The 24,829-nt window shown below is 69.3% G+C and carries 21 protein-coding genes and 3 pseudogenes; 12 read left to right on the top strand and 12 right to left on the bottom strand.

The window, feature by feature from the left end:
• Positions 1–33: 33 nt before the first annotated feature.
• A complete protein-coding gene (locus tag ACIQCZ_RS30910) occupies positions 34–1,380 on the top strand; it encodes a 6-phospho-beta-glucosidase (RefSeq protein ID WP_402287028.1) in 1,347 nt (448 codons plus the stop codon).
• Here ACIQCZ_RS30910 and ACIQCZ_RS30915 read toward each other — a convergent pair.
• The 7 genes and pseudogenes from ACIQCZ_RS30915 to ACIQCZ_RS30945 form a co-directional block, all read right to left on the bottom strand.
• Positions 1,362–1,667: a hypothetical protein gene (locus ACIQCZ_RS30915; protein WP_402287030.1), complete on the bottom strand. Its 306-nt coding sequence runs from the start codon at positions 1,665–1,667 to the stop codon at positions 1,362–1,364. The genes ACIQCZ_RS30910 and ACIQCZ_RS30915 overlap by 19 nt on opposite strands.
• A 157-nt stretch (positions 1,668–1,824) precedes the next feature.
• Positions 1,825–2,448, bottom strand: a pseudogene (locus ACIQCZ_RS30920) (VWA domain-containing protein).
• Between the two features lie 301 nt (positions 2,449–2,749).
• Positions 2,750–3,382: pseudogene (locus ACIQCZ_RS30925) on the bottom strand (AAA family ATPase); the annotation flags it as partial.
• Positions 3,379–7,005: a DUF4132 domain-containing protein gene (locus tag ACIQCZ_RS30930; protein WP_402287032.1), complete on the bottom strand. Its 3,627-nt coding sequence runs from the start codon at positions 7,003–7,005 to the stop codon at positions 3,379–3,381. The pseudogene ACIQCZ_RS30925 and the gene ACIQCZ_RS30930, both read right to left, overlap by 4 nt.
• 229 nt (positions 7,006–7,234) lie before the next feature.
• Positions 7,235–7,354 (bottom strand): NAD(P)-dependent oxidoreductase, encoded by a 120-nt coding sequence (locus tag ACIQCZ_RS30935; RefSeq protein ID WP_402287034.1) that lies wholly within the window; start codon positions 7,352–7,354, stop codon positions 7,235–7,237.
• 82 nt (positions 7,355–7,436) lie between these two features.
• Positions 7,437–7,877: a hypothetical protein gene (locus ACIQCZ_RS30940; protein ID WP_402287035.1), complete on the bottom strand. Its 441-nt coding sequence runs from the start codon at positions 7,875–7,877 to the stop codon at positions 7,437–7,439.
• Complete coding sequence (locus ACIQCZ_RS30945; RefSeq protein WP_402287037.1) at positions 7,871–8,329, bottom strand: ATP-binding protein; 459 nt, start codon at positions 8,327–8,329, stop codon at positions 7,871–7,873. Before ACIQCZ_RS30945 ends, ACIQCZ_RS30940 begins: the two co-directional genes overlap by 7 nt.
• Before the next feature lie 207 nt (positions 8,330–8,536).
• Here ACIQCZ_RS30945 and ACIQCZ_RS30950 point away from each other — a divergent pair, with 207 nt between their 5' ends.
• The 5 genes from ACIQCZ_RS30950 to ACIQCZ_RS30970 all read left to right on the top strand — a co-directional run bounded on the left by ACIQCZ_RS30950 (position 8,537) and on the right by ACIQCZ_RS30970 (position 11,320).
• Positions 8,537–9,397 (top strand): helix-turn-helix domain-containing protein, encoded by an 861-nt coding sequence (locus tag ACIQCZ_RS30950; protein ID WP_376208989.1) that lies wholly within the window; start codon positions 8,537–8,539, stop codon positions 9,395–9,397.
• Positions 9,397–9,633 carry a DUF397 domain-containing protein gene (locus ACIQCZ_RS30955; RefSeq protein ID WP_351072796.1) on the top strand — a complete coding sequence of 79 codons (237 nt, stop codon included), beginning with the start codon at positions 9,397–9,399 and terminating at the stop codon, positions 9,631–9,633. The genes ACIQCZ_RS30950 and ACIQCZ_RS30955 overlap by 1 nt, the downstream gene beginning before the upstream one ends.
• Positions 9,634–9,723: 90 nt before the next feature.
• Positions 9,724–10,533: an SAM-dependent methyltransferase gene (locus ACIQCZ_RS30960; RefSeq protein WP_402287040.1), complete on the top strand. Its 810-nt coding sequence runs from the start codon at positions 9,724–9,726 to the stop codon at positions 10,531–10,533.
• Positions 10,530–10,835 carry a helix-turn-helix domain-containing protein gene (locus tag ACIQCZ_RS30965; RefSeq protein WP_402287241.1) on the top strand — a complete coding sequence of 102 codons (306 nt, stop codon included), beginning with the start codon at positions 10,530–10,532 and terminating at the stop codon, positions 10,833–10,835. Before ACIQCZ_RS30960 ends, ACIQCZ_RS30965 begins: the two co-directional genes overlap by 4 nt.
• A 29-nt stretch (positions 10,836–10,864) precedes the next feature.
• Positions 10,865–11,320: a YchJ family protein gene (locus tag ACIQCZ_RS30970; RefSeq protein ID WP_402287043.1), complete on the top strand. Its 456-nt coding sequence runs from the start codon at positions 10,865–10,867 to the stop codon at positions 11,318–11,320.
• Positions 11,321–11,344: 24 nt separating this feature from the next.
• Here ACIQCZ_RS30970 and ACIQCZ_RS30975 read toward each other — a convergent pair whose 3' ends face one another.
• Positions 11,345–13,420 carry an MDR family MFS transporter gene (locus ACIQCZ_RS30975; protein ID WP_402287044.1) on the bottom strand — a complete coding sequence of 692 codons (2,076 nt, stop codon included), beginning with the start codon at positions 13,418–13,420 and terminating at the stop codon, positions 11,345–11,347.
• 58 nt (positions 13,421–13,478) lie between these two features.
• Positions 13,479–14,306, bottom strand: a complete 828-nt coding sequence (locus tag ACIQCZ_RS30980) for a hypothetical protein (protein WP_402287047.1) — start codon at positions 14,304–14,306, stop codon at positions 13,479–13,481.
• Between the two features lie 79 nt (positions 14,307–14,385).
• Between ACIQCZ_RS30980 and ACIQCZ_RS30985 the strand changes: the two genes are divergently transcribed.
• Entirely contained in the window at positions 14,386–15,639 is a 1,254-nt protein-coding gene (locus ACIQCZ_RS30985) for a cytochrome P450 (protein WP_402287049.1), read from the top strand.
• Here ACIQCZ_RS30985 and ACIQCZ_RS30990 read toward each other — a convergent pair.
• From ACIQCZ_RS30990 to ACIQCZ_RS31000, 3 genes and pseudogenes are all read right to left on the bottom strand, one after another.
• Positions 15,620–15,838 (bottom strand): annotated as a pseudogene (locus ACIQCZ_RS30990) (acyl-CoA dehydrogenase family protein); the annotation flags it as partial. The gene ACIQCZ_RS30985 and the pseudogene ACIQCZ_RS30990 overlap by 20 nt on opposite strands.
• A gap of 10 nt (positions 15,839–15,848) precedes the next feature.
• Positions 15,849–16,112, bottom strand: coding sequence for a hypothetical protein (locus tag ACIQCZ_RS30995; RefSeq protein ID WP_376209000.1), 264 nt, complete (start codon positions 16,110–16,112; stop codon positions 15,849–15,851).
• A gap of 229 nt (positions 16,113–16,341) precedes the next feature.
• A complete protein-coding gene (locus ACIQCZ_RS31000; RefSeq protein WP_402287052.1) occupies positions 16,342–17,556 on the bottom strand; it encodes a helix-turn-helix domain-containing protein in 1,215 nt (404 codons plus the stop codon).
• A gap of 855 nt (positions 17,557–18,411) precedes the next feature.
• Between ACIQCZ_RS31000 and ACIQCZ_RS31005 the strand changes: the two genes are divergently transcribed.
• From ACIQCZ_RS31005 to ACIQCZ_RS31025, 5 genes are all read left to right on the top strand, one after another.
• Positions 18,412–19,344: a hypothetical protein gene (locus ACIQCZ_RS31005; protein WP_402287054.1), complete on the top strand. Its 933-nt coding sequence runs from the start codon at positions 18,412–18,414 to the stop codon at positions 19,342–19,344.
• A 450-nt stretch (positions 19,345–19,794) separates the two neighbouring features.
• Positions 19,795–20,463: a hypothetical protein gene (locus ACIQCZ_RS31010; RefSeq protein WP_402287057.1), complete on the top strand. Its 669-nt coding sequence runs from the start codon at positions 19,795–19,797 to the stop codon at positions 20,461–20,463.
• A 333-nt stretch (positions 20,464–20,796) separates the two neighbouring features.
• Complete coding sequence (locus ACIQCZ_RS31015; protein WP_402287059.1) at positions 20,797–22,278, top strand: DUF6801 domain-containing protein; 1,482 nt, start codon at positions 20,797–20,799, stop codon at positions 22,276–22,278.
• Positions 22,279–22,976: 698 nt separating this feature from the next.
• Positions 22,977–23,972, top strand: a complete 996-nt coding sequence (locus ACIQCZ_RS31020) for an ATP-binding cassette domain-containing protein (RefSeq protein ID WP_365689826.1) — start codon at positions 22,977–22,979, stop codon at positions 23,970–23,972.
• Complete coding sequence (locus tag ACIQCZ_RS31025) at positions 23,969–24,829, top strand: MlaE family ABC transporter permease (protein ID WP_402287061.1); 861 nt, start codon at positions 23,969–23,971, stop codon at positions 24,827–24,829. Before ACIQCZ_RS31020 ends, ACIQCZ_RS31025 begins: the two co-directional genes overlap by 4 nt.

Below are 24,829 nucleotides of genomic sequence, written 5' to 3' on the forward strand. Positions count from 1 at the left end.
CCGTCCCGGCCGGTCCCCGTACCATGCGGAAGCGTGAAGCTGACAATTCTGGGCGGCGGCGGATTCCGGGTTCCCCTCGTGTACGGAGCACTGCTCGCCGATCACGCCGAGGGCCGCGTGTCCGCGGTCACCCTCTACGACACCGACGCCGACCGGCTCACCGCCGTCGCCCGCGTGCTCGGCGAACAGGCCGAGAACGTGCCGGACGCCCCCGCCGTCACCGCCACCACCGATCTCGACGAGGCACTGCGCGGCGCCGACTTCGTCTTCTCGGCGATCCGCGTCGGCGGTCTCGAAGGCCGGGCCGTCGACGAACGGGTCGCCCTCGACGAAGGTGTGCTCGGCCAGGAGACGGTCGGGGCGGGCGGCATCGCGTACGGGCTGCGCACCGTACCCGTCGCCGTCGACCTCGCACAGCGCATCGCCCGGCTCGCCCCGCGGGCCTGGGTCATCAACTTCACCAACCCGGCCGGCCTGGTCACCGAGGCCATGTCCCGCCACCTGGGCGACCGGGTCATCGGCATCTGCGACTCCCCGGTGGGCCTCGGCCGCCGTATCGCCGGAGTGCTGGGCGCCGACCCCGACCGGGCCCGGATCGACTACGTCGGCCTCAACCACCTGGGCTGGGTCCGCGCACTGTACGTCGACGGCCGGGACGAACTCCCGCGCCTGCTGGCGGACCCGGCCCTGCTCGGCTCCTTCGAGGAAGGCCGGCTCTTCGGAGCCGACTGGCTGCGGTCGCTGGGCGCCATCCCCAACGAGTACCTGCACTACTACTACTTCAACCGGGAAGCCGTACGCGCCTACCAGGAGGCCGAGCAGACCCGCGGCGCCTTCCTCCACGAGCAGCAGGAGGGTTTCTACACCCGGATGAAGGACCCGGCCGCGCCCGCCCTGCAGTCCTGGGACCGCACCCGCGCCGAACGCGAAGCCACCTACATGTCGGAGAACCGGGAGGTCGCCGGGGTCGGCGAACGGGACGAGAGCGATCTGGAATCCGGTGGCTACGAGAAGGTGGCGCTCGCCCTCATGCGGGCCGTGGCCCGGAACGAACGGACCTCGCTCATCCTCAACGTCCGCAACCGCACGACGCTTTCCGTGCTCGACGCGGACGCCGTCATCGAGGTGCCGTGCCTGGTCGACGCCAACGGCGCCCGACCCGTCGCCGTCGACCCCCTTCCGTACCATGCCGTCGGACTGGTCACCGCGGTCAAGGCCGTCGAACGCGCGGTGCTGGACGCGGCGGAAAGCGGCTCGCGCGCCGCCGCCGTGAAGGCCTTCGCGCTCCATCCGCTGGTCGACTCCGTGACGGTGGCCGGGCGCCTCCTCGACGGGTACCTGAAGGTGCATCCCGGCCTCGCCTACCTGAACCGGGCCTGAGGGCCGTTCGTGAAGTCGGTCCGGGAGGACCGCACTTCGCTGCTGACCAGGAGGTGGAGCTGGGCGTCGAGCCGGGCGCCGGAAAGGGCGGCGAGGCCGTCCCTGTCCAGCGCGGCTTTGCCCTCCAGGGTGTCGACGAAGACGCGCAACAACGTGGCCGCACGGGTCGGACCGGTGCGCGAGAGCGCCGTCGCCGCCTCGTCGATACGGGAGCGGGCAGGGGCCGTCAGATGGCGCAGCCCGGAGTGCGGCACGGCCGACATGGCGGACATCGCCTCGTCCAGCACCGCGGACAGCGGATCGGGTCCGTGGTGAGAGCGGGCGCCGTGCCCGTGTCCAATTCCTTCGTGGCTCGCTTGACCAGTCCCCGGTTGGCCAGTGCCGCGAGCGTGTCCGGGGTCAGGGCGAGCAGGTCGGGGCGTGCGACGCCGCCCGGCGTCCCGGTCATCGGCCCAGCCTCTCGGCGACGAACTCGGCGAGGTGACCGGGTGTCATCGCCCCGATGTGCGCGCCGGCCGCGGCGAGCCGCCCGGCCAGCTGACGGTCGTAGTCGGGGTTGGCGTCCTCGTCGAGCACGGCCAGCCCCAGCACGGTGCTGCCCTGCTCCACCAGCCCCCGTACCGTGCGCAGCAGCCGTTAGGGGTCACCGCCCTCGTAGAAGTCGGTGACCAGCGCGACGATCGTGCGCTGCGGATTCTCCACCAGGCCCGCGCCGTACTCCACGGCCCGCGCGATGTCGGTGCCGCCGCCCAGTTGCCCCCGCATCAGCAGCTCCACCGGGCCGGTCACCTCCGAGGTCAGGTCCACCACCTGGGTGTCGAAGGCGACCAGGTGCGTCTTGAGACCGGGCAGGCCCCACAGACACGCGGCGGTCACCGCGGAGTGGATGACCGATCCGGCCATCGAACCCGACTGGTCGACCAGCAGGATCAGCTGCCACTGCGTCACATGGCGCTGCGTACGGGAGTGGAAGTGGGCGCGCTCGATGAGAAGACGGCGTTCGGCGGGCTGGTAGTGCGGCACTGCCCGGCTCGCCACGCAGGAACCAGCCGCGCACACCCACGGCATGGGCGACCGAGACCGCCTCCGCGGTGCTCATCACCGCCGAGGAAACGCCCGAGCCGCCACCCGGCCCGCCCTTCTCACCGGCCCCCGCGCGGAGCTCCCGGAACGTAGCGACCAGGACCTCCAGCACATCCCGGTCCGGCGGCGGTTCCACCCCCGATCGTTGCAGCAGGGCCGTCACCTCCGCCTCGACGAGCGCCAGTTCGGTGTCCAGGTCGGGGATCGGGAACACCGTCTCGAAATTGAACCGCAGCTTGAGCGCCGCGCTCATCTCGTTGACTCCCCGGTCGCGGGTGTTGGCCGTGGCGATGACGTTGAAGCCCTGCCGAGCGAAGACCATGCCGTCCCGTCCGGCGAGCTCGGAGACGGCCACCACCCGTGCGGAGAGCAGCGACAGCAGCGAGTCCTGCACCTCCAGCGGACAGCGGGTGATCTCCTCGAACCGTACGAGCCTGCCCTCGGCCATGCCGCGCAGCATCGGCGCCGGGACCAGCGACCGGGTGGAGGGCCCCTCGGCGACCAGCAGCGCGTAGTTCCAGCCGTACTTGATCTGGTCCTCGGCGGTGGCCGCGCCGCCCTGCACCGTCAGCGTCGAGTCGCCGCTGACGGCGGCCGCGATCAGTTCCGAGAGCAGCGACTTGGCGGTGCCCGGCTCCCCGACCAGCATCAGCCCGCGGTTCGTCGCCAGCGTCACCGGCGCCCGGTCCACCAGCGAGGGGTTGCCGACGAACTTCCGGCCGACCCCCGCTTCCGTGTCGCCGATGACGAAACGGCGGGCCGCGCGCAGGCTCAGCTCCCAGCCCGGCGGTCGCGGATCGCGGTCGTCGGACCGCAGCGCGGCCAGCTCCTCGGCGTACCGCACCTCGGCCGGTGGCCGCTGCACCGCGGCCGGGCCGCCGTCCGGCGTCCCGGCACGTGTTTCGTTCCGTACGGTCATGAGGCGACGCCCTCGGTGAGTTCCTCCAGGTCGGCGAGGAGCTCGGACACGGTCACCGTGTCCAGATCGGTGAATCGGTGCGGGTGGGTGTGGCCGGCCCAGTGATCATTGGGCCGGGCGTCGAGCCAGACCGTTTCGAGGAGCTGCTCGGGGAACATGTCGACCACCCCGACCGCGATGCCCTCGTGCAGCGCGATCACCAGATAACAGTCGTCGGCCAGCCGCTTGGAGATCCAGCGTTCCACTCCGGCGTCCTGCGGTGCCCCGCGCTCCCAGCCGCGCCGCTGCAGCCCGAGGACCTTTCCGGTCGGCACCTTGAGCCCCTCGAACCGGGTGAGCCGGTAACCCGCGCCCTCCTCCTCGGACAGCTCGTACACGGCGCGCCCCAGCTGCGCGAACGGCTGCAGGATCTCGTGGTCGGCGAACACCTCCGACCAGACGGTCAGTTCGTCACCGAGATCCAGCGGGTGCGCGAGCCGCACGGTCGTGTCGTCGGCCAGGGCGAAGGCATCGTCCCGGGCGTCGGCGAACGTACGGTCCTCGGCGACCCGGAAGGCGGTGCGCACACCGTCGTCGGCCTCGCTGAGCCATACCAGCCGGCGCACCAGATGCCACAGCAGCGGATGACCGACGAACAACTCCTGGAACTCCCGGGCCGTCCAGGGACGTCCGGACACCATCGCGGCCTCCAGCCTGCGCACCTGGTCGGAGGCGATCGTCCGGACGTCCTTCTTGAGCGCCATGAATCGCTTGCGCTCGGCCGGGGCGAGCTCCGCGTCGTCCCGGACACCCGGCTGCGGCACATCCTTGCGACGCTTGCCGTCAGCGTCCAGCACATAGGGCCGCAACTGCTCGTCGAAGCCGACCGTGAACGAACGGGTGCCGTAGTCCACGACCGTCGAACCGTCCTCGTCAAGGCCGAGGTCCGGCACCAGACGGTCGGAGAGCTGCTCCCCGGTCAGCCCCAGCCCCGCGGCGACCTCGGCGATCTTCTCCTGGGCCCGTGCCTTCAGCGCCTTGAACTTCACCCGCTGCGAGATGCCGTGCAGATGCAGGAGAGCGACATCGGTGCCGATGGACGCCAGCACATCGAGTCCCTCCACGGCCCGGTGGTGCGCGCCATCGCCGGGCCAGGACCGGATCACGGGGGTGAGCCGGCGGACCGTTCCGTCATCGCCCAGCAGTCCCAGCGCGTGCAGCGCCCACGACTCCTTCGCGGGCAGACTGGCCAGCTGCCACTGCTCGAACACGGCCCAGGCGAAATCGGCGAGCGAGGCGGCATCGGCCGTCTCCACGAGTCGGGCGATCCCCGGGTACACCTCGCCGGGCTTCGACAACGCCAGCATCGTCAGGACATGGCGCACCGACTGCACCGGCAGCGCACCGCCGGACCGGACCGTGATCTGGGGCAGCACGGCGGGTTCCGCCCAGCCCGGCAGCACCGGCATTCTGGCCGGCAGTCCCCGCTCCAGCGGGTCCACGGACAGCAGCACCTCCACCGCGGCCTCCGCCTGGGCCCCGTACACCCGTGCGGCGTCGCGCACCACGGCGTCGCCGTGCACCGTGGCGATCAGCGTCAGTGCCTGCTCGGCGGCGCGCCGCGCGGCGCCCTTCCTGCCCACGGCGTCCGGCACCAGGAGCGGGGCGGCCGCGGCACCGTGCCGGGTGAACCAGGAACGAACCGTCGTGGCGGTGGACTTGAGCCGTACCGCCCAGTCCGCCATGTGCCGGGCGACCTGCACGTCGACGAACGGGAGCAGCAGCGGGGCGAGCGCGCTGGGCTGCCGGGGCACGGCGCGCAACAGCAGCGGCAACGCGGCGAGGCCGAACCGTGCGGCGACCGGCTTGAGGGTGTCCAGGCCGTCCCAGAGGTCGGTCGGATCCCAGGCGGGCAGGAGCGGGGCGACCACCTCCTCGGGCCCGTGGACGAAGATCCGGGCCGGCCGCAGATCGCCCATGCTCACTTCGTGGCGCAGGGCCGCGGTGTCCTTCTCCCAGTCGTCGCGGCCGCGGGCGGCCGTGTACCAGGAGGAGGTGGCCGCCCATGCGGCCCGCTCCTCGGGCAGCCACTCCAGCGAGGGCTCGGACACGGCGGCAGGACCCGTCACGACCACTTCCTTCACCGGGGTGCGGGGCCGGGACCACGGCGGCCTCGTCAGCACGGCGGGCAGGGCGTCGACGGGCGCGTCGGCGATCAGATCCTTCGGGTTGAGCAGAGGCTCGACGACCTCGACGACCTCGGCGTCCAGGCCTTCGAGTGCGAGCGCGACCAGGTCGTGGTGGGCGCCGATGTGACCGTGGAGCAGTTGCAGCGTCCGACCGGACGACGCGGTCGAAGCGCCGTGCAGTTCGGCGGCCAGGAGCCTTACCGCACGCACCGGGTAGCGGCGCATGGCGTCGAGGAGAGCGGGACGGACATGCTTCGAGTCCGCATGGGCCAGCAGTCCGAGGAACGCCTCGTCGGTGGGAAGCTCCACCAGGGAGTTGGCAGCGAGCTTCACCCTGTCGGAGTAGTAGTGGTTGCCGTCGAGTGATTCGGCCAGTGGGGTGGCGATGGCCGGTCCGATGCCCTCGGCGACCGTCGCGATGAACGCGACGCCGTCGGTGAAGTCCGGCCGGTGGGGGAAGCGCTCCATCTGGGCAGCCGAGTTCAGAGAGCTGAGCACCATTGCGAGCAGGGTGTGGTCCCGTTCCGCGCCCACCCCGGGATCCGTGCAGAGGTCCTCGACCCAGTCGGTCTCACTCGGTACCAGATAGGAGACGACGATCTTGCGCAGGGCATCGGTCCGGCATCCGGCCAGCACCTCGACCGTCTGCCGGTACGTCTCCTCGTCGGCCGCGGCGAGCAGCGCGCGGACCCGGTCCATCGCCGGTCGGCGATCCCTCGCCCAGTACGCGTGGCGCGGCCCTGCCAGCGTCTCCAGCCAGGGGTCGCTCCGCCGGCTGCCGCTCTGCTGCCAGTTGGCATCGACCGAGAACAGCTCGACCGCGGCCCGCGCGGCGAACGGCAGACCGTAACGCTCGCACCAGTGGTCCGCCCATGCGGAGTGGGGCACGGGATGGAGCCCGATGACCGCCGCCAGGGTGGCCGCCCCCACCGGCGAGGGACTTCCGGCCACATGCGACCGCAGGTGGTCGGACAGCCCGGCATCCGAGCCCCGCGCGTCCACGAACTCCTGGATCCAGGCGGCCTCTTCGGCGATCCGGTCCGCGACCTTGTCGAGCGCCTCCCGGCGCGCCCTGCCGGGCCCCCGGTGCACGCCGCCGCGCCGGGGGTGGAGCGTTCGCCGCCAGTTGGCGGGGAGCACGAAGGTGTCCTCGTCGGGCAGGACAAGGGCCTCGGCCTCGGGTTGCGCCGAAGGGCCCGCTCCCGGAGCCGTGCCCGCCGCCACAGCCTCTGCGGCGCCCGAAGCCGAGGCCCCCACCTCGCGGTACCCCTTCTTCTCCTTCTCCGCGATCGATGCGCGCACCTGCGCCGACGCGGCCTCGGCCGACGCGTACTCCTTCGTCCGCGTACGCCCGTCGCTCCCGCACCGCCCGTAGCGCACCGTCACCACGACGCCCTCGGCCTCGGTCTCCCAGAACTTCGACGCACTGCCCTCGACGTACTCCCAGCGGCGCACGGTCCCGCCCCCTTCACACCCGGACAGCCCGCGCTGCGGCGGGCTTTTCGATCAGTGGTTCCACAGTAGAAGGGACCACTGACAACGCAGCGTGACCAGGATGTCCGGAGACGGAAACAGCAGGTCAGTCGCTGCGAGAGCTCTTCCCCGGGCACGGGGCGAGCGAGGGGCGGCCCCGGGGACCAGCCGTTCCGCCTCGTCCACCGCCGTTCTCCCGAGCCGTTCCGGCTCACTGCCGGGCCTGATGCGGTGCCAGGAAGACGTCCGGCAGGCCGAGAAGCCGATTGTCCGGCGGCAGGGGTTCCGGATCGGTGACGTCGAGTAAGGCGCCGGTCCGGCCGGCCGCCACCTCGTCCGTCGGCGCCGACGTGTCCTGAGCGGGGCGGGGAGCGGTGATTCCCGAGGGAATCCTGGCCCCTCGCCCGGCCGTGTCAGGGAGCGGAGACGGCGCGCGCGTCGCCCGACGGTGCCCACGACGGCGTCACTCCAGTGATCTGACACACCATCAGGAACAGCGGGATGGGCGGAGTGTACGGCGTGCGGCTGTCGGGCTGGTGGATGAGCCGGGGCCGTACGGCGGGAACGAAGGCCCCCTTCGCGTAGGCGGCCTGCGCGGGCCAGTCCAGATCGAGATCGGAACCCGCCGGCACGATCCACCACCAGCGGTCGGCGTCCGCGAAGACGCAACCGGTACGTGGCAGATGAGACATCAGTCGGAAGCCGTACCGGGAGGGCACGCCCACCGCGTCGCAGCCCAGGCTCGCCGACAGGGCGGGCGGCAGCGGCAGTTGCACCATGCCCGTGTCGGTGGCACCCAGGGGCCGCCGGGAGCGGCGCGCTCCGAGCAGATGGGACATCGCGTTCTTCAGCATGACCGCTCCGAGCCGTGCGGCAGTTCCGCCCAGACGATGCGGCCCGAGCCGTTGCCCGCGTCGCGGGAACCCCAGGAACTGCTCATCGCGTCGACGAGCAGCAGGCCGCGTCCGTGCTCGTCGTCCGAGGTGCGGCAGAGCCGCGGTCCGCCGGGCAGGTGTCCCTGGTCCTGCACGGCTATGCGCAGCCGTCTGTCGAGCCGGTGCAGCTCGCACACGACGCGAGCGCTCATGGTGTGCACCACCGCGTTGGTGACCAGTTCCGAGACGATCAGGATGGCCGCCTCGTGCGTGTCCTCGTCCAGCCGCCACTCGTCGAGCCGGGCTCGTGTCAGCCGCCGTGCACCGGCCACCGATTCGGGGTGCGCCGGCAGCGCGAAGCAGTACCGGAGCGCTTCCGTCCCGGGGCTGAGATCCATGTGCCGGGGGATAAGCGCACTGCCAGGTGCCACAACCGATTCCTTACAGTGGGGGCTGCGTCACAATCCGCGATCTCACGCGAACGAGCACGGTCGTGACTAAGTGAACTGGTTCACTCGCCAACTCTCCCCCTGTCGAGAACACTTGGCAAGGGGCACTCTGAAAATTTCAGAGTGGCTGTGTCTTGGCAGCCCCGCGCATGGCACACTGCTGGCAAACAGCGCATCGGGAGGTCTGAAGTGAGCGAACCGCGGTCCGCCCCGACCGTGGGTCAGGTCGTTCTCGGCAAGCGCCTGCAGGATCTGCGGGAGCGGGTCGGCCTGAGCCGTGACCAGGCTGCGAAGGTGTTGCGGGTCGCACCTGCGACGATACGCAGGATGGAGACCGCCGAGGTCGCTCTCAAGATCCCCTATGTGCAGCTGTTGCTGAAGGCGTACGGGATCGCCGACGACGAGGCCGACGCGTTCGTGGAGCTCGCCGAGGAGGCGAACAAGCCGGGCTGGTGGCAGCGCTACCACGATGTGCTGCCCGACTGGTTCAGCATGTACGTCAGCCTGGAGGGCGCCGCCAGCCTCCTGCGCATGTACGAGCCGCACTTCGTCCCCGGTCTGCTGCAGACCGAGGACTACGCGCGCTCGGTGATGCGCACCGGAGCCGTGGGCCAGACAAGGCCCGAGGACATAGAGCGTCATGTGGCGCTGCGGATGCAGCGCCAGTCGCTGCTCTCCCGGCCGGACGCCCCGAAACTCTGGGTGGTGATGGACGAGACGGTGCTGCGCCGCCCGGTCGGCAGCGTCGACGCCATGCGGGGGCAGATCGACCGGCTGCTGGAAGCGACCGAGATGCCGCATGTGACGCTGCAGGTCGCGGAATTCTCGACCGGACACCACCCGGGAACCTACGGCCCCTTCGTCCTCTTCCGTTTCGGCGTCCCCGAACTCCCCGACATGGTTTACAGCGAGTACCTGACCGGTGCCGTCTACTTCGACGCGCGCCCCGAGGTGGCCTCCTACCTCGAAGTCATGGACCGCATGGCGGCTCAGGCCGCAACTGCACAACGCACGAAGGAAATCCTCCGGGACTTCCGCAAGGAGCTGTGATGGACCCCATATACAACGGCATGCCGGCCGCCGAACTCGGCTCCGAGGGCTGGTACAAGCCGTGGAGCGGCGGAAACGGAGGCAATTGCGTCGAAGCCATGAAGCTGTCCGACGGGAGAGTCGCCGTGCGCCAGTCCGCGGATCCCGACGGCCCCGCCCTGATCTATTCCCACGGTGAGATCGCCGCCTTCATCCAGGGCGCCAAGTCCGGCCAGGCGGATTTCCTCCTCACCTGATTCCACGGCCTTCTCGCCGGATCCGCCCTTCCGGAGCCCGTCCCCGTCCCACACTGTTGTTCGCCGACCTATGGACCCATGGAGCGTGCTATGACCGGGCAGGATCCCCGAGTCGTCGAGATCGACACCAGCAAGCCGCATCCCGCCCGGATGTACGACTGGTTCCTCGGCGGCAAGGACAACTACCCGGTCGACGAACAGATGGCCCGGCAGTTGCTGGCCGTCGATGCCAGGGGGCGCGACATGGCCCGGGTCAACCGGGCCTTCATGCACCGGGCCACCCGGTGGCTGGCCGAGAACGGGGTCCGTCAGTTCCTCGACATCGGCACCGGCATACCCACCGAGCCGAACCTCCATCAGATCGCCCAGCGGACCGCCCCCGAATCACGCGTCGTCTACTGCGACAACGACCCGATCGTTCTCGCGCACGCGGCGGCCCTGCTGCGCTCCACCCCCCAGGGCGCCACGGAGTACATCCAGGCCGACGCCCGCAAACCCGAGGTCATCCTGGAAGAGGCCGGCACGGTCCTCGACTTCGACAAGCCGATCGCGCTGTCGCTGCTGGCCCTGCTGCACTTCCTGGGCGACGAGGACGGCGCCGCCGAGCTCGTCGACCGACTGGTCGAACGGCTCCCCTCCGGCAGCTATCTGGTGCTCTCGCACACCACCGGGGACTTCGATCCCGAGGGCGCGGCGCAGGCATCCGCCATGTACAAGGCGCGCGGGATGACGCTGCGGCTGCGTTCCCACGCCGAAGTCACCACATTCTTCGACGGACTCGAACTCGTCGAGCCGGGTGTCGCGCTCTCCGCGGACTGGCACCCGGAGCTCGGCGAGGTCATCGAGGTGCCGGGCGACGAGCCGATCCCCGGCTACGCGGGCGTCGCCCGCAAGCCCTGACCGTCCGCCCCGCCGTCCAGCGGCGCGTTCAGCTTCCCAGCGCGCCCCGTCGTCTCGCCGCCGTCGGCCCGGCAACCCTGCACCGCCGTTTCCGTGCCCGGCTCGGTACGGCCCCGCACGGCTGGCCGACCGAACGCCGGATCACCCTCGCCTGCCGGATGACGGGGCGCGGCGAGGAGCGCCTCGACGTGGTCGCCCGTGCCGGCGGGCCGGGTACGGCGACGAACCTGTGGACCCGGTTCCGCCGCCGTACCGGACCGACCTCCGGCGAGTACCGTCGCCGCTTCACCCCGACCCGCTGAGCCTCCGGTCCCCGGGTGACAATGGAGGCATGTCACGACGCACCGGACGACCGGGACGGCCCACGCCCACCACCGCCGGCGCACGGAAGTCCGCGTTCCCCGCGGACTCGCCGTGCCCCTGCGGCCTGCCCGCCGTGTACGGGGACTGCTGCGGTCGCCTGCACGCCGGGACCGCCGCCGCGCCGACCTGCGAGGCGCTCATGCGCTCCCGGTACGCCGCGTTCGTCGTCCGGGACGAGGCGTACCTGCTGCGCACCTGGCACCCGGACACCCGGCCGCCGGCCGTCGACTTCGACCCCGGGATGCGATGGGTGCGCCTGGAGATCCTGGAGAAGACGGACGGCAGCCCGTTCCATACGACCGGTACGGTCACCTTCCGCGCGCACTACATGGACCGCGGGCGGCCGGACTCCCTCCACGAGAAGAGCCGCTTCGTGCGTTCCGGGGGAGCCTGGGTCTACTCGACGGCGGACTTCGTCGGCTGAACCGGCGGGCCGGTGACGGGTCCTTCAGAGAGCGGCCCCGACCCGGGCCTTCTCCGGCGAGAGCTCCTGCGCCAGATCCTCCGCCAGCAGCCGTTTGGCGATCGCGTCCACCGCGGCCCGCAGTTGCCGGTCGTCGGGGCGTGACCCGTGCTCGTCCAGGCGTTCGTTGAGCCACCGCGCCCACGCGACACCGATCGCCGCGGCCTCCCGGCTCCCGGCGGCCGTATGTGTGAACAGGTGACCGTCGCCGGTGAGGTATCCCTCCTCGATCATCCGGTCGAAGACCGGAACCAGCACCTCCGGCGGTACCCGGTGCCGGGTCGCGATCAGGCCGAGCCCCGCGTGACCGACCATCCGGGTGAAGAGCTCGACCTGCATCACCGCCCAGGCCCCCGCCATGTCCAGCCGGGTGTCCGACTCCGCGACGATCCGCCGTGCCGTGTCCGGACCCGCGCCACGAAGGATCTTGGCCACGGAGAATTCCAGGAGCCGGGCCGAGTCGCCCGCGCTGGGCTGGGCGAAGCCCTCGCCCATGTCCGTCGAGCCGACCCGCGCGGTGTCCCGCAGCTTCACCTCCTTCAGGAAGAGCGCCACGACGAACCCGAGGGCCGCGACCGGCACCGTCCACAGGAACACGGTGTGCAGCGTGTCGGCATACGCCTGGGCCAGCGGCGCGGACTGCGCGGCGGGCAGACTGTGCAGCCCCTGCGGGCTCTGTGCGGCCTTCGCCAGCACCGCGGGGTCGCCGCCCGCCCGAGCCGCCGCGGCGATGCCGTCGGTCAGATTCGGTTTCAGCGCGTTGGCGTAGATCGTGCCGAAGACCGCGGTGCCGAAGGAACTGCCGAGCGTACGGAAGAACGTCACGCCCGACGTCGCCGTACCGAGGTCCGAGTAGTCGACCGTGTTCTGCACGGCGATGGTCAGCACCTGCATGGACAGCCCGATACCGACGCCGAGCACCAGCATGTAGAGCGATTCCAGCCAGACCCCGCTGTCCGGGCCCATCCGGGAGAGCAGATACAGCCCGACCGCCATGACCAGCGAGCCCACGATGGGGAAGATCCGGTACCGGCCCGTCCTGGAGACCACGTTGCCGCTGAAGACCGAGGCGACGAGCAGCCCGACGACCATCGGCAGCGTCCGTACCCCCGACAGGGTCGCCGAGTCGCCGTCCACGTACTGCAGATACGTCGGCAGGAAGGTCATCGCGCCGAGCATCGCGAATCCCACGACGAAGCTCAGGATCGAGCAGACGGTGAACACCGGATTGCGGAACAGCCGCATCGGCAGCATCGGTTCCTTCGCCCGGAACTCCACCAGGCAGAAGAGCGCCAGCGCCACGACGCCGCTGGCGAACAGAGCGATGATGACGGGGGAGCCCCACGCGTACTCGTTGCCGCCCCAGCTGGTCGCCAGGATCAGCGCGCTCGCGCCGACCGTGACCATGGCGATGCCCAGATAGTCGATCACGGGCCGCCCCACGGCCCTCATCGAAGGAATCGTGCGGGCGGCGGCGATGACCACGACGATCGCGATCGGCACATTGACGTAGAACGCCCAGCGCCAGCTGAGATGATCGGTGAAGAGCCCGCCGAGGAGCGGGCCGATCACCGTCGACACCCCGAAGACGGCACCCAGCGCACCCTGGTACTTGCCCCGCTCGCGCAACGGGATCACATCGGCGATCAGTGCCATCGAGGTGACCATCAGCCCGCCGGCGCCGATTCCCTGCAGCCCGCGCCAGACGATCAGCAACGTCATATTGGTCGCGAGGCCGCACAGGAAGGAGCCGGTGATGAAGATGATCGCGGACAGCTGAAAGATGATCTTCCGGCCGAACAGATCGCCGAACTTGCCCACCAGGACCGTCGCCACCGTCTCGGCGAGCAGATAGGCCGTGACGACCCACGACATGTGGGCGGCGCCGCCCAGATCCGAGACGATCGTCGGCAGTGCGGTGCCGACGATCGTCTGGTCCAGAGCGGCCAGCAGAAGACCCAGCACGATCGTCACGAAGACGATGTTCCGGCGGCGTGGATCGAGTACGGACGGCGCGGCGGCACTCTGCGCGGCGGGGGCTGTCTCGCTGGCAGTGGTCACGCTTGCACCCTCACACCGGGCCCCGGCCGCCGCATGTGGGGGACGGCCGGACGTGTCGTCAGGCCGACAGATCCCGCAGGGACGCCTTCAGCCGGGTCACGAAAGCCTCCCGTACCGGCTCCGCCACCCGGTCCAGCGAGAGATACGGATTGAGATCCTCCAACTCGACGAGCAGCAACTCACCCCGCGCGGTCCGGCAGGCGTCGACCCGCTGGATGCCGTGGTCGAGACTGTTCCACTCCACGAACGAGCCCGCGAATTCCAGATCCGCCGCACTCGGCGCGTACGGCTCCAGCACCCACCGCTGCTCCGGACGCGGCGCGTACAGCGCGTACTGGAAGTCCCGGTCGACGAAGTAGAACGACACCTCGTACCGGAAGTCGATCCGCGGCTGGACGAGCATCAGGCCGTCGTCGCCCTCCGGCAGTGCGGCCTGCGGTACGAACCGCAGACCGACCGAATCCGCTCCCAGCTTCGGCTTGACCACGTACTCCGGGGCCGCGGGCAGCAGCCCCAGATCAGCCGCCCTGTCCACCGTGGGGATCACCGGATGTCCCGCCCGGCTGAGATCGACCAGATACTGCTTGCCGGCCATGTCCCCGCGACCGTGCAGCGGGTTGTAGACGGGTACGCCCAGCTCCAGCGCCCGTGCGCGGAACGCGTCGTACGCCTCCTGGTAGTGCAGCACCGGACCGCTGTTGCGTATGACGACCATGTCGAAGCCGTCGAGCAACGCGGCGGCGTCCCGCGGATGACAGAGCGCGACATCGAACTCCTCCCGCAGCCGCGACGACAGGTGGATGTCCTCGTCGCAGTAGCGGCGGCCACGAGCCTCGTAGGAGAGGTCGGTGACGAAGAGCAGGGACGGGCGCGGGCCCTCGGACATGGTGTTCCCCCAGGGGTGTGTCTGCGGACGGTGGATCAATAACCTTGACGGCGTTGCCCGTCAACGACCCTGGAGCGTCATGACGTCAGCCCCGTACGAGTCGACCGCATCGCAAGCGTCGCCACTCCCGGACATTCTCTCCCCCGCCTTCGCCGCCGATCCCTACGGGGCCTACCGGATCATGCGCGAGAGCGCCCCGCTGATCCGGCACGAGGCCACGAACAGCTACCTCGTCTCCCGGTACGAGGACGTGGAACGGATCTTCAAGGACCGGGCCGGCGAGTTCACCACCGAGAACTACGACTGGCAGCTCGAACCGGTCCATGGCCGGACGATCCTCCAGCTCAGCGGCCGTGAGCACGCCGTGCGCCGGGCCCTGGTCGCCCCCGCCTTCCGGGGCGCGGACCTTCAGGAGAAGGTGCTGCCGGTCATCGAGCGCAACGCGCGCGAGCTGATCGACGCGTTCCGGCACACCGGCGAGGCCGACCTCGTCGACGCGTTCGCAACCCGCTTGCCGGTCCTCGTCATCGCCGACATGCTCGGCCTGGACAGGGCGGACCACGACCGCTTCCACGGCTGGTACACCACCGTCATCGCCTTCCTCGGCAATCTCGCGGGCGACCCGGAGGTGGCGGCGGCCGGTCAGCGGACCCGCCGGGAATTCGCCGAGTACATGATCCCGATCATCCGGCAGCGCCGGAAAACGCCCGGTGACGATCTGCTCTCCGCGCTCTGCGCCGCCGAGGTCGACGGGGTGCGGATGAGCGACGAGGACATCAAGGCGTTCTGCAGTCTGCTGCTCGCGGCGGGCGGCGAGACCACCGACAAGGCCATCGCCTCCCTCTTCGCCAATCTGCTCGCCCACCCCGAACAGCTCGCCGCGGTACGGGAGGACCGCTCCCTCATCGAGAGGGCCTTCGCCGAGACGCTGCGCCACAGCCCGCCGGTCCATATGATCATGCGCCGGGCGGCGACCGAGGTGGAGCTCAGCGGCGGCACGGTGCCCGCCGGAGCCACCGTCACCTGTCTGATCGGTTCCGCCAACCGCGACGAGTCCCGCTACGGGGAGCCCGACCGCTTCGACATCTTCCGTTCCGATCTGACCGGCACCACCGCGTTCTCGGCGGCGGCCGACCACCTGGCGTTCGCGCTCGGCCGGCATTTCTGCGTGGGCGCGCTGCTGGCTCGGGCAGAGGTGGAGACGGGGGTGAACCAGCTGCTCGACGCACTGGGGGAGCTGCGGCTCGCGGACGGTTTCACCCCCTTCGAGCAGGGCGTCTTCACCCGGGGCCCGCGATCGCTGCCGGTACGGTTCACCCCGGTCCCCGGCTGACCGCGGCGAGTGACCGGCCGGAAGCGGTTCGGTGGATGTGACGCTCGGAGATCGCCCGCGCGATCACCGGGCGCCGGATCTCGCTCGTCCCCTCGAAGATCGGGGGGATCTCGGCGTGGCGGTACATCCGCTCCACCGGCTGCTCCCGGCTGTATCCGGCGCCTCCGAGGACCTGGACGGCCTTCTCCGTTGCCGCGACGTCCGGCGCGTCACCAGGAACTGCCGGGGCGCACCGGCAGCCGCGGGTGATGGGCGGCGAGGATCTTGTTCGCGCGCGCCAGCTCGGAGAGTGCCTGCTCGCGGTCGGCCTGGTCCTCGGCGCAGAGCCGTGGGCCCCGGAACCTGCGCACCTCGCGCGCGGCGCATTCGGCGTCGAACTCCGCCTGCAGGATGTGCGGCGGGATGCAGGACCCGATCAGCGCGGCGACCCGGTCCGGGATCGGCACGGGGACGAGGAGGTGTGAGGCGGTCATGAGGGGTGCCCTCTCGGATGGTTGGCCAGGAGGTGATTCTCGGTGCGGCCGCCGGGTGGGCGGCCGACTCCTCCATGTGTACGGGACGCAGTTCCGGGTTTCTCGTCGAGAACGTCTCCGTGTGGCAACCGTTTGAGAGTGACCGGGTATTTCCCCTTACTCGTAAGTAAGTTGACTCGTCGTGATGTACGTGCTGCGTGATCCGGACGAGAGACCCTGAGGGCCGAACTCAGAGGGACACGTCGGTGCCGCGCTCACGCAGCTGGAGTGCCCGCAGTACGGCCTCGGTCGAGAACCGGCTTTCCGGATCGACCAGTTGTGCACCGAAGATGGTTTCCAGATTGCGCATCCGGTACCGGACGGTCTGAGGATGCACATCCAGCAGCTCGCCCATGTGGGCCGCGGTCCCCCTGGTTTCGAGCCAGACACGGAGCGTTTCGATCAGCCGCTCGCGCCGGTTGGCGCTGATCCCCGCGATCGGGGCAAGTTCGCGCCGGGCGAGTTGATCGAGGAGGGCCGTGTCGGAGAGGAGCCACAGCGTGATGAGGTGGTCCTCGCACAGGACGAGCGGCGCGTCCGCGATGATCCCGGCGTCGACGAGTTCGAGGACCCGGCGGGCCCAGCGGATCGAGTCCGAGGCGAGTGCTGTGGGGACGGTCAGTCCGATGGCGACCCGGGTGCCGAGGAGGGCGCGCTCAAGCATGTGTCTTCGCGCCTCGTCGAGCGGCCCCGGGACGAGTAAGTGGGGCTGCGGAGCACTGAGGTCGACCAGGACGTCGCGGTCCAGGCCGGCCCGGTCGAGCCCGGCCGGGGCTCGGGCGGCGACCAGGGTCACCTGTTCCGGCAGCGTCCAGCCGGTCTGCTCGCACAGCTCGGCGATGGCGGTCCGGGGCACCGGCCGCCCGGCGAGGACCAGATGCAGCAGACGGCGGCGCATGGCCTCGCTCTGCTCGCCGGACTGCGACTGCACCTCCAGGAAGCCCTCGCGGGAGAGCGACTCCAGTTCGTCGATGTAGGCGAACAGCGCGTCGGCGAAACTGAGCATCAGAGTGGGGGAGAAGCTGTAGCTCCGGCCGACCTTCTTGGCCCGGCGCAACGCCACCCGGGCGCCGAGCCGATAGGCCCCCTGCAGCGTCTCCATGCTTCGGCCCTCATACGCCTCGAACCGCCCGAAACGACGGCACATGTCGTCGCGAAGGGTGGTGGAGGTGGACGGCTCGGCGACCAGATCGACGAACGACGCGAGGCTCTGTTCCACGCCGACACGAATGGCCTGACCGTTCGGGCCGTCGAGCAGACGCGCGTATTCCGGATAGGCCCGGGTGACCTCGACGCCGATTTCTTTGATCAGGCTGGGCAGTTCGGGCCGCATGATTGCGGCGAATTCCTGGGGGAGCGGGCCCAGTGGGTCTCCGGTGTCCGACGGCTGTACACGTTCTGGCATGACTGTCCCCTTGCTCTCCGGCGCCCGGTGGGGGTGAGGCGGTGGGGGGAAAGCGCTCCCATCAACCGGCAGGTGCGTCCAAGTTCGCGATGAAGATAGACCAAGTCAGCTGCTGTGGACACTACTTGTACAAGATCGGAGTGCAAGGGGCACGTATCTCGGGCGCGTTGCGGTGCTTCCGTGCAGGTGGGGCGGCAATGCTCACTTCCGGACAACATATTTCGGCCGCTTGTTTCTCGACGACAAAAACCGGCGTCGGTGAAGCGGTGCGGTGGGTGGCAGGAGCGGGGCGGTCGAAGGCGCCCTGCTGCCGGCAGATCCCCGCGGAAGCGGCCTCCTGGAGGCGGTCGCGTTTGTGCGCAGGCCGCGGGTGGGGTGGACCAGTGGTCTCGCCGAACGGAGTGGCGCGTTCAGCACGTCCGGGAGTCCGTCGCCGGCCGGGTCTCCTGCATGCGGGAAAGGTCCCGCACCCCGCGAGCCCATCCGTCGCGCCTGTAAATGCGCATCCGATGACAAGCCCTCAGGCTCCGTGTGCTCATTTCTGGATCAAAAATCGGTTATCGCAAAAGATCTTAACCGACAGGATTGTGTCGCCGTGTTTCTCGCAAGTAACATCACGGCTCGGCCAATTAAGACATGCAATTCGCCGGTAAATGGCTGCTCGGTCTCCGGGCCCCGGATCCACCCGCGACGCACTACCGGAACCGGGCCGTCGGCGTTCATCTGACGTGGCCGTGCCCCAGAAAGTCCCGCACACAACGCATGCAGTCACTCTTGGCGCCGATGCCGCCTGCGTTGAAACCGGCCAACTCCATGTACGACGCCGCCCAGAGGCGGCAGTCAAGAGGGGACGACATGAGAATCGCTTCGACCGGAGCGCGCGTGGGGCTGCTCGCAGCCTGTACCGCGTTCGTCGCTGTGCTGTCCACCGGAACGGCCACCGCGGCCACTCAATTGAACGGGCACTGGGCGCCGTTCAACCGGTGCCCGGTGGACGCGCCCGCCATGCTGGCGGCCGACGGCGTGACGAACATCGCGACCTGCATCTCCTCGCATTCGGCCGGCGGCTCGATCAAGCTGGGCAATACGCAGGTGCCGACCGGCAACACCGACCTCCAGCTCGGAGTGATCCAGCACAGCGACGGCACCACATCGCTGATCGCCCCTCCGGAGGGGGCGCTCGTGGCCGACTCCGCGGACCTCCCGGGTGGTCTGCTCGGTCTCATGTGCCCGAGCGGTATCCCGGTCGTCTCGGGAATCTGCAACCAGATCACCAACAGCACCCTCAACAAGGTGACCGCGACGATCGAACCGGCGGGTGCCCCGAGGGACTTCAACATGGCGGCGAGTTTCGGCGCCGGTCAGCCGATCCTGTCGATTCCTGTCCGCATCCATCTGCGGAACCCGTTCCTCGGCGACAAGTGCTACATCGGAACCACCTCGGACCCGATCGTGCTGAAGCCGCAGAACAACACCGCCCCCTCTCTCTCGCTGCAGCAGTTCGACGGCGACGGGACGCCCAGTGACTCGGGCGAGATGGGGCGCTACACCTTCGGGGGTGCCGATCAGGGGGACTCCACCTACGCGGTCCCGGGAGCCAGCGGCTGCGGCGCCGACCTGTTGGACTGGGCGGTCAACCTGAAGACCAGCCTTCCCTCGGCCTCGGGCAAGAACAATGTGGTCCTGAACCAGGCCGCCACGTACTTCGCCAGCCCCTACGACCCTGCGGGCCTGGCCCCGAACGAAGGCAAGGCCTTCTCGCAGTACTGGCACTCCGCCGTCCGGTAGGACAGGGCGCACCGCCACAGGTTTCCGGTCGCCCTGGCGCGCCGCCCCGCAGTGGCACACGGGGGCGGGGTGTCGGGTGGCCGGGGCGCGCGCTGATCCACCGCGGATTACGGGGCAGCCCATAGGCCTTGTGCGCTTGAATTCACCCTTCGGGTATTGCCGGGCGCTGCGGAATTAAGAGAACAGATGAATGGAAGCGCGGACTCTTCTCGATTCCGAATCGATGGAGTAGCGTACCGTCCGGTGGTCGCCCTTACACCACAACGATCAGCACCACGCCCGGATCGCATCGCGTGAATTCCGCGCTCGACAGCATCACGGGCTCAGTTGCAACCCGCCTCGTGCGTCGGCGGGAGTACTTCCCCGAAAGAAATCCGCTGTTGGATCGCGACGGTCGTTTCGTCCGAGTCCAACTCATTCCCCAACGGGACAGGAAAAGGGAGAAGTTCCATGCGCAAGAAGATGAGAATCCTGACCGCAGTCGGTGCCGCGGCCGCCGCGGTGGCCCTCGCCACCCCGTCGGCGTTCGCCGGTCCGACCGCTCCGTGGACCATCACGCCGGCCGGCGACTTCAATGGGACCGCCGGTGTCACGGTGCTGACGGACAACAACGGCAACAAGATCCAGTGCGCCACATCCACCGCGGCGGGGAACGCCCCGACGTCCCCGGTCAGCGGCAGCCCGGCGAAGCTGGCAAACATCACGTCCATCTCGTTCAACTCGCCCTGCACCGGGCCGTTCAGCTCCACCTGGACCGTCACCACCGCGGTCACGCCCCCGTGGGAGATCTGGGGCAACACCTACGCGGCCGGCGCCGGGACCAACTCGACCGGCCAGACCACCGGTCAGATCAAGGCGATCAACGCGACGGTGAGCGGCAGCAGCGTCCTCGGACCCTGCACCTTCAACGTCGCGGGCAGCGTCGCCGCGAAGTACAACAACCCCAGCGCGGGCGGCTCCAACGGCACCCTCGACACCTCGGGCGGCGGCCTCACACTGACCATCACCAACAAGGTCGGCGGCGGCTGCGGAATCGTCGGCACCACGGCGAGCTTCGCGGGTCTGTACACGATCAAGAGCACGGCCGCCGGCACGCCCTCGCCGGTCATCGTCGGCTGACGATCTCCCGGTGGGACCGGAGGAACGTGTACGGGTGCCCAGTCACACTCCTTGTGACTGGGCACCCGTGCGACGCATGACATCCGGCCCCGGCCCCGGTGTCCTTTCGCGCAGGAGGCGATAATTCCACGCCGCCGCCTTGTCATCGAATGACAAGAATCCCCTGCCGTCGCTCGAATCGAAACCCGACTCTTCCCAGCCGTGACCGGTGTGCGTAGCGTACCCATCGGTAGGGACCGATTTCGGCTGCTCGAAGGCCCGCTACCCACCGGTGGACCCACATCCGCAACCATGTGGCATTCATGTCCACGCATGCTGGAAGGACTCATGCGCATGACCGTCGACGCACGCGTCTCAGCACGGCGACCGCTCCACTTTGCCGTGGGTGGGGCACTCGTCGTCGCCACCGCATTCATTCCGGGCGCTGAATCGATGGCGGCCGACCAGAATTCCGAGGTCACGCTCGCCTACGAATGCGAATTCCCCTCGGGCGCCGCGGAAGTCGGTGTCACCGTGTCGGCCTCGCTGCCCGCGTCGGTGGGAACGGGTGAAGCGGTTCGGCCGGACGATGTCTCGGTCGTGGTGAAACTGCCGCAGGCGGCCCTCGAACAATTCACCGGCCAGGAGGCGACGAGTCTGTCGGCCGACGCGCAGCTCACCGTGCGGCATCGCAGCGGTGACCGGTCGGCCGATGCCGCCTGGGCGAATCTCGACGCGCCGCCGGTGCCGATCCCCGCCGAGGGCGGACTGGAGCTGACCGCGACCGGCGACGTGCCCACGGCGACATTCGGCTCCCCGGGGAAGGCCACCCTCGCGCCCGCCGGTCTCGCCCTGGCGTTCACTCCCCGCAAGGCCGACAACTCCCCGACGACGCCGCCGAGTCTGCAGGTCGTGTGCGAGCCCGCACCGGACCAGGACACCACGCTCGCGACCGTGCTCGTCGAGGGCTCCCGCTCCGGTTCCACGCCGGCGCCCGAGGTGAGCACCCCGAAGCCGGACACGACGGACACCAGGCCGGGAGCCGGGTTCTCCTCGGACACCCGCAAGAAGATCAAGGCCCTCACCGACAGGACGCTGGACGGCGAGGACGACCCGGGCGGCAGCTGCCCCATCGTGATCCCGCCCGAATGGGTGATGACGACGGCGGACACCTATGTGGCGGGCTACGCCAACGCCGTCAAGCTGGACGGCGCCGCGGCCCTGGGGCCCGCGCACATGAAGGTGACGCTGAACAAGGTCTACATCAACGACTCGTGCGCCTCCACGGTCGATGTGACGTCCGAGGCGGAATTCGAGTACCAGGGCCGGCGACAGCTGCCGCCGGCCAGATCCACCTTTCTGACGTACGGGTTCATGCCCACCACGGCCGTCATGGAACTGGAACAGGTGGGCCCGCCGGCCGTCGTGCAGACGCACACGGTCACCAACACGCCCGAGTATCCGGAGAGCACGACGGTCACCGCACAGCTCTCCATGCGGATACACGACGTCAAGGTGAACGGCGTCCCGCTGGACGTGGGCGACAACTGCCGGACGGCCGAGCCCTTCGAACAGGTCCTCAAGGCATGGGGCCAGAGCTATCCGCGCTCCGGCTACCTCGTCGCGTACGGCGGAACCCTGTCCGGCTACGCGCACATACCGCCGTTCAAGGGCTGCGGGGTGGACGAGAACCTGGACGCGGTCTTCACCTCCGCGATCTCCAGCGCGGGGAAGACGGCCGACAACTACACGAAGATGACGCAGGCCGCGCTGTGCGTGGCGACGAACCCGGACGGCCCCGACTGCCCGCCGAAGATTCCCACCCCCGAACGGTGAGCGGCACCTGAGGCGTTCGACGTCGGCACATGGGCTCCCCCGGTCCCACGGGACCGGGGGAGCCCATGTGCTTGTGCCGTCCGCGCCCGCGGCCGAGGGGGCGCCGGTCGTGCCGAGGACCGGTCCACGGCCGGGGACCCTGTCCCTGCTTCACCGTCGGCGGAATTCCTCACTTTCCGACAGGTTTATCGCGGCCATTACTCACCTGGAAACAAGGAATCGGGGTCGTACGACCGAGGTGAAGAAAGTTCAGTGTCCAGTATTGCGAAGTCAGGTTACCGAGCCGTAGCGTCCCACCTGAGCAGGTCGGAAACACGTCCGCACCTGGTTGTTCGATGCACCTGGAGTCCTGGTCGCGCTCATTTGCGGCCCGTAATTCCCGCCGGGCGGCCCGTCGCCCGACCCCTCGGTTCCTGGGTGGTGCGCCCCTCGTCGGGATCGCGGTCCGGACCCCGGTCCGCGCACAGGAGTGCTTGCGCAGTTTTCGACAAGGTCGGGGGACGGCTTTGTCAAAGAGTGACAAGTGATCCACATCCAGCACATCGTTCGTCGGTTTCCGCTGTTCAACGGCTTGTCCTGGCGGTTTCGACGGACATACCGTGCGCCTCCTGGTGCATGGGTGACGAGCCGCCATTGGATTTCTCAGAGCCGGAGCGCTGACAGATGACTTCGTTCACAACAACTTCGAAGGAGGGCCGATGGGAATCGAAGTAGTCGTCGAGGGCCTCACGAAGTCCTTCGGCAAGCAGAACATCTGGCAGGACGTCACCCTCACACTGCCCGCCGGCGAGGTGAGCGTCATGCTCGGTCCTTCCGGTACCGGAAAGACCGTGTTCCTGAAATCCATCATCGGCCTGCTGAAGCCCGAGCAGGGGCGCGTTCTCATCAACGGCGTGGACATGGTGAACAGTCCCGAGCGCGACATCATGGAGACCCGGAAGCTTTTCGGGCTCATGTTCCAGGACGGCGCCCTCTTCGGCTCGATGTCGCTCTTCGACAACATTGCCTTCCCGCTGCGCGAGCACACCCGCAAGAAGGAATCAGAAATCCGCCGGATCGTCATGGAACGGATCGACATAGTCGGTCTGCTCGGTGCCGAGGAAAAACTCCCCGGCGAGATATCCGGCGGTATGCGCAAGCGCGCCGGGCTGGCCCGAGCGCTCGTCCTGGACCCGCAGATCATTCTCTGCGACGAACCGGACTCCGGGCTGGACCCGGTCCGTACCGCGTACATCTCCCAGCTGCTCATCGATCTCAATGCGCAGATCGACGCGACGATGCTCATCGTCACCCACAATCTCGACATCGCGGCCACCGTCCCGGACAACATGGGCATGCTCTTCTGCCGCAATCTCGTCACCTTCGGGCCGCGCGAGGTGCTGCTCACCAGCGATGTGCCGGTCGTCTCCCAGTTCCTCGCAGGACGCCGTGAAGGCCCCATCGGGATGGCCGAGGAGAAGGACGCCGCGACGCTCGCCGCCGAAGAGGTGAACGGCTACGGCGTCGGCATCAGTTCCGCCAACGGCCCGCGCACCGTGGTACCGCAGTTGGAGCCGTCGCCCGGCATGCCCGTGCGGCAGGCCGCCCTGCGCCGCCGGGAACGGGTCCTGTCGATGATGGGCCAGCTGCCCGAGGCCGCTCGCACGGCCATCATGAACAGCTACGCCCCGGCCGCGGGCGGTGGACGCCCATGACGGCGCCCATGCCGGTGAGACCCCCCGAGCCGCCCGGGGCCGCCACGGCCGCCACGGCCGGGCCGAAGACACCGGAACAGCGGTCTCCGGCACGGCTGCTCGCGCCGCTGCGCGAGACCGGGAAGCTGTTCTCCCTCGCCGGGACCGTGAGCCGGGAGATCTTCCGCAGGCCCTTCCAGGTGCGGGAGCTCATCGAACAGTTCTGGTTCGTCGCCAGCGTCACCATCCTGCCCGCCGCGCTCGTCTCCATCCCGTTCGGTGCGGTCATCGCCCTCCAGGTCGGCTCGCTGACCCAGCAGCTCGGCGCCCAGTCGTTCACCGGTGGCGCCAGCGTCCTCGCCGTCATCCAGCAGGCCAGCCCGATCATCGTGGCACTGCTGATCTCAGGTGCGGCGGGATCGGCCATCTGCGCGGACCTCGGTTCGCGGAAGATCCGCGAGGAACTCGACGCGATGGAGGTCATGGGCGTCTCGCCCGTCCAGCGGCTCGTCGTTCCGCGTGTGCTGGCCACGATGCTGGTGGCCGTCCTGCTCAACGGCCTGGTCTCCGTCGTCGGGACGCTCGGCGGCTACTTCTTCAACGTGATGCTGCAGCACGGAACCCCCGGGGCCTATCTCGCCAGCTTCTCCGCGCTCGCCCAGCTCCCCGACCTGTACATCAGCGAGGTCAAGGCGCTGATCTTCGGCTTCATCGCGGGCATCGTCGCCGCCTATCGCGGGCTCAACCCGCGCGGCGGCCCCAAGGGTGTCGGTGACGCGGTCAACCAGTCCGTCGTCATCACCTTCATGCTGCTGTTCTTCGTGAACATGGTTCTCACGGCGATCTACCTCCAGATCGTCCCCGCGAAGGGGAGCTGA

This window comes from Streptomyces sp. NPDC093149, assembly GCF_044754145.1.
In the GTDB taxonomy this organism is placed as follows: Bacteria; Actinomycetota; Actinomycetes; order Streptomycetales; family Streptomycetaceae; genus Streptomyces.

What these genes read in the sequence shown, in the direction of transcription:
- ACIQCZ_RS30940 (WP_402287035.1), bottom strand. Translation starts at nt 7,877, where the DNA reads ATGCTGAAGAACGCGATGTCCCATCTGCTCGGAGCGCGCCGCTCCCGG.
- ACIQCZ_RS30955 (WP_351072796.1), top strand. Translation starts at nt 9,397, where the DNA reads ATGGACCCCATATACAACGGCATGCCGGCCGCCGAACTCGGCTCCGAG.
- ACIQCZ_RS30960 (WP_402287040.1), top strand. Translation starts at nt 9,724, where the DNA reads ATGACCGGGCAGGATCCCCGAGTCGTCGAGATCGACACCAGCAAGCCG.
- ACIQCZ_RS30970 (WP_402287043.1), top strand. Translation starts at nt 10,865, where the DNA reads ATGTCACGACGCACCGGACGACCGGGACGGCCCACGCCCACCACCGCC.
- ACIQCZ_RS30980 (WP_402287047.1), bottom strand. Translation starts at nt 14,306, where the DNA reads ATGTCCGAGGGCCCGCGCCCGTCCCTGCTCTTCGTCACCGACCTCTCC.
- ACIQCZ_RS30985 (WP_402287049.1), top strand. Translation starts at nt 14,386, where the DNA reads ATGACGTCAGCCCCGTACGAGTCGACCGCATCGCAAGCGTCGCCACTC.
- ACIQCZ_RS30995 (WP_376209000.1), bottom strand. Translation starts at nt 16,112, where the DNA reads ATGACCGCCTCACACCTCCTCGTCCCCGTGCCGATCCCGGACCGGGTC.
- ACIQCZ_RS31000 (WP_402287052.1), bottom strand. Translation starts at nt 17,556, where the DNA reads ATGCCAGAACGTGTACAGCCGTCGGACACCGGAGACCCACTGGGCCCG.
- ACIQCZ_RS31005 (WP_402287054.1), top strand. Translation starts at nt 18,412, where the DNA reads ATGAGAATCGCTTCGACCGGAGCGCGCGTGGGGCTGCTCGCAGCCTGT.
- ACIQCZ_RS31010 (WP_402287057.1), top strand. Translation starts at nt 19,795, where the DNA reads ATGCGCAAGAAGATGAGAATCCTGACCGCAGTCGGTGCCGCGGCCGCC.
- ACIQCZ_RS31015 (WP_402287059.1), top strand. Translation starts at nt 20,797, where the DNA reads ATGACCGTCGACGCACGCGTCTCAGCACGGCGACCGCTCCACTTTGCC.
- ACIQCZ_RS31020 (WP_365689826.1), top strand. Translation starts at nt 22,977, where the DNA reads ATGGGAATCGAAGTAGTCGTCGAGGGCCTCACGAAGTCCTTCGGCAAG.
- ACIQCZ_RS31025 (WP_402287061.1), top strand. Translation starts at nt 23,969, where the DNA reads ATGACGGCGCCCATGCCGGTGAGACCCCCCGAGCCGCCCGGGGCCGCC.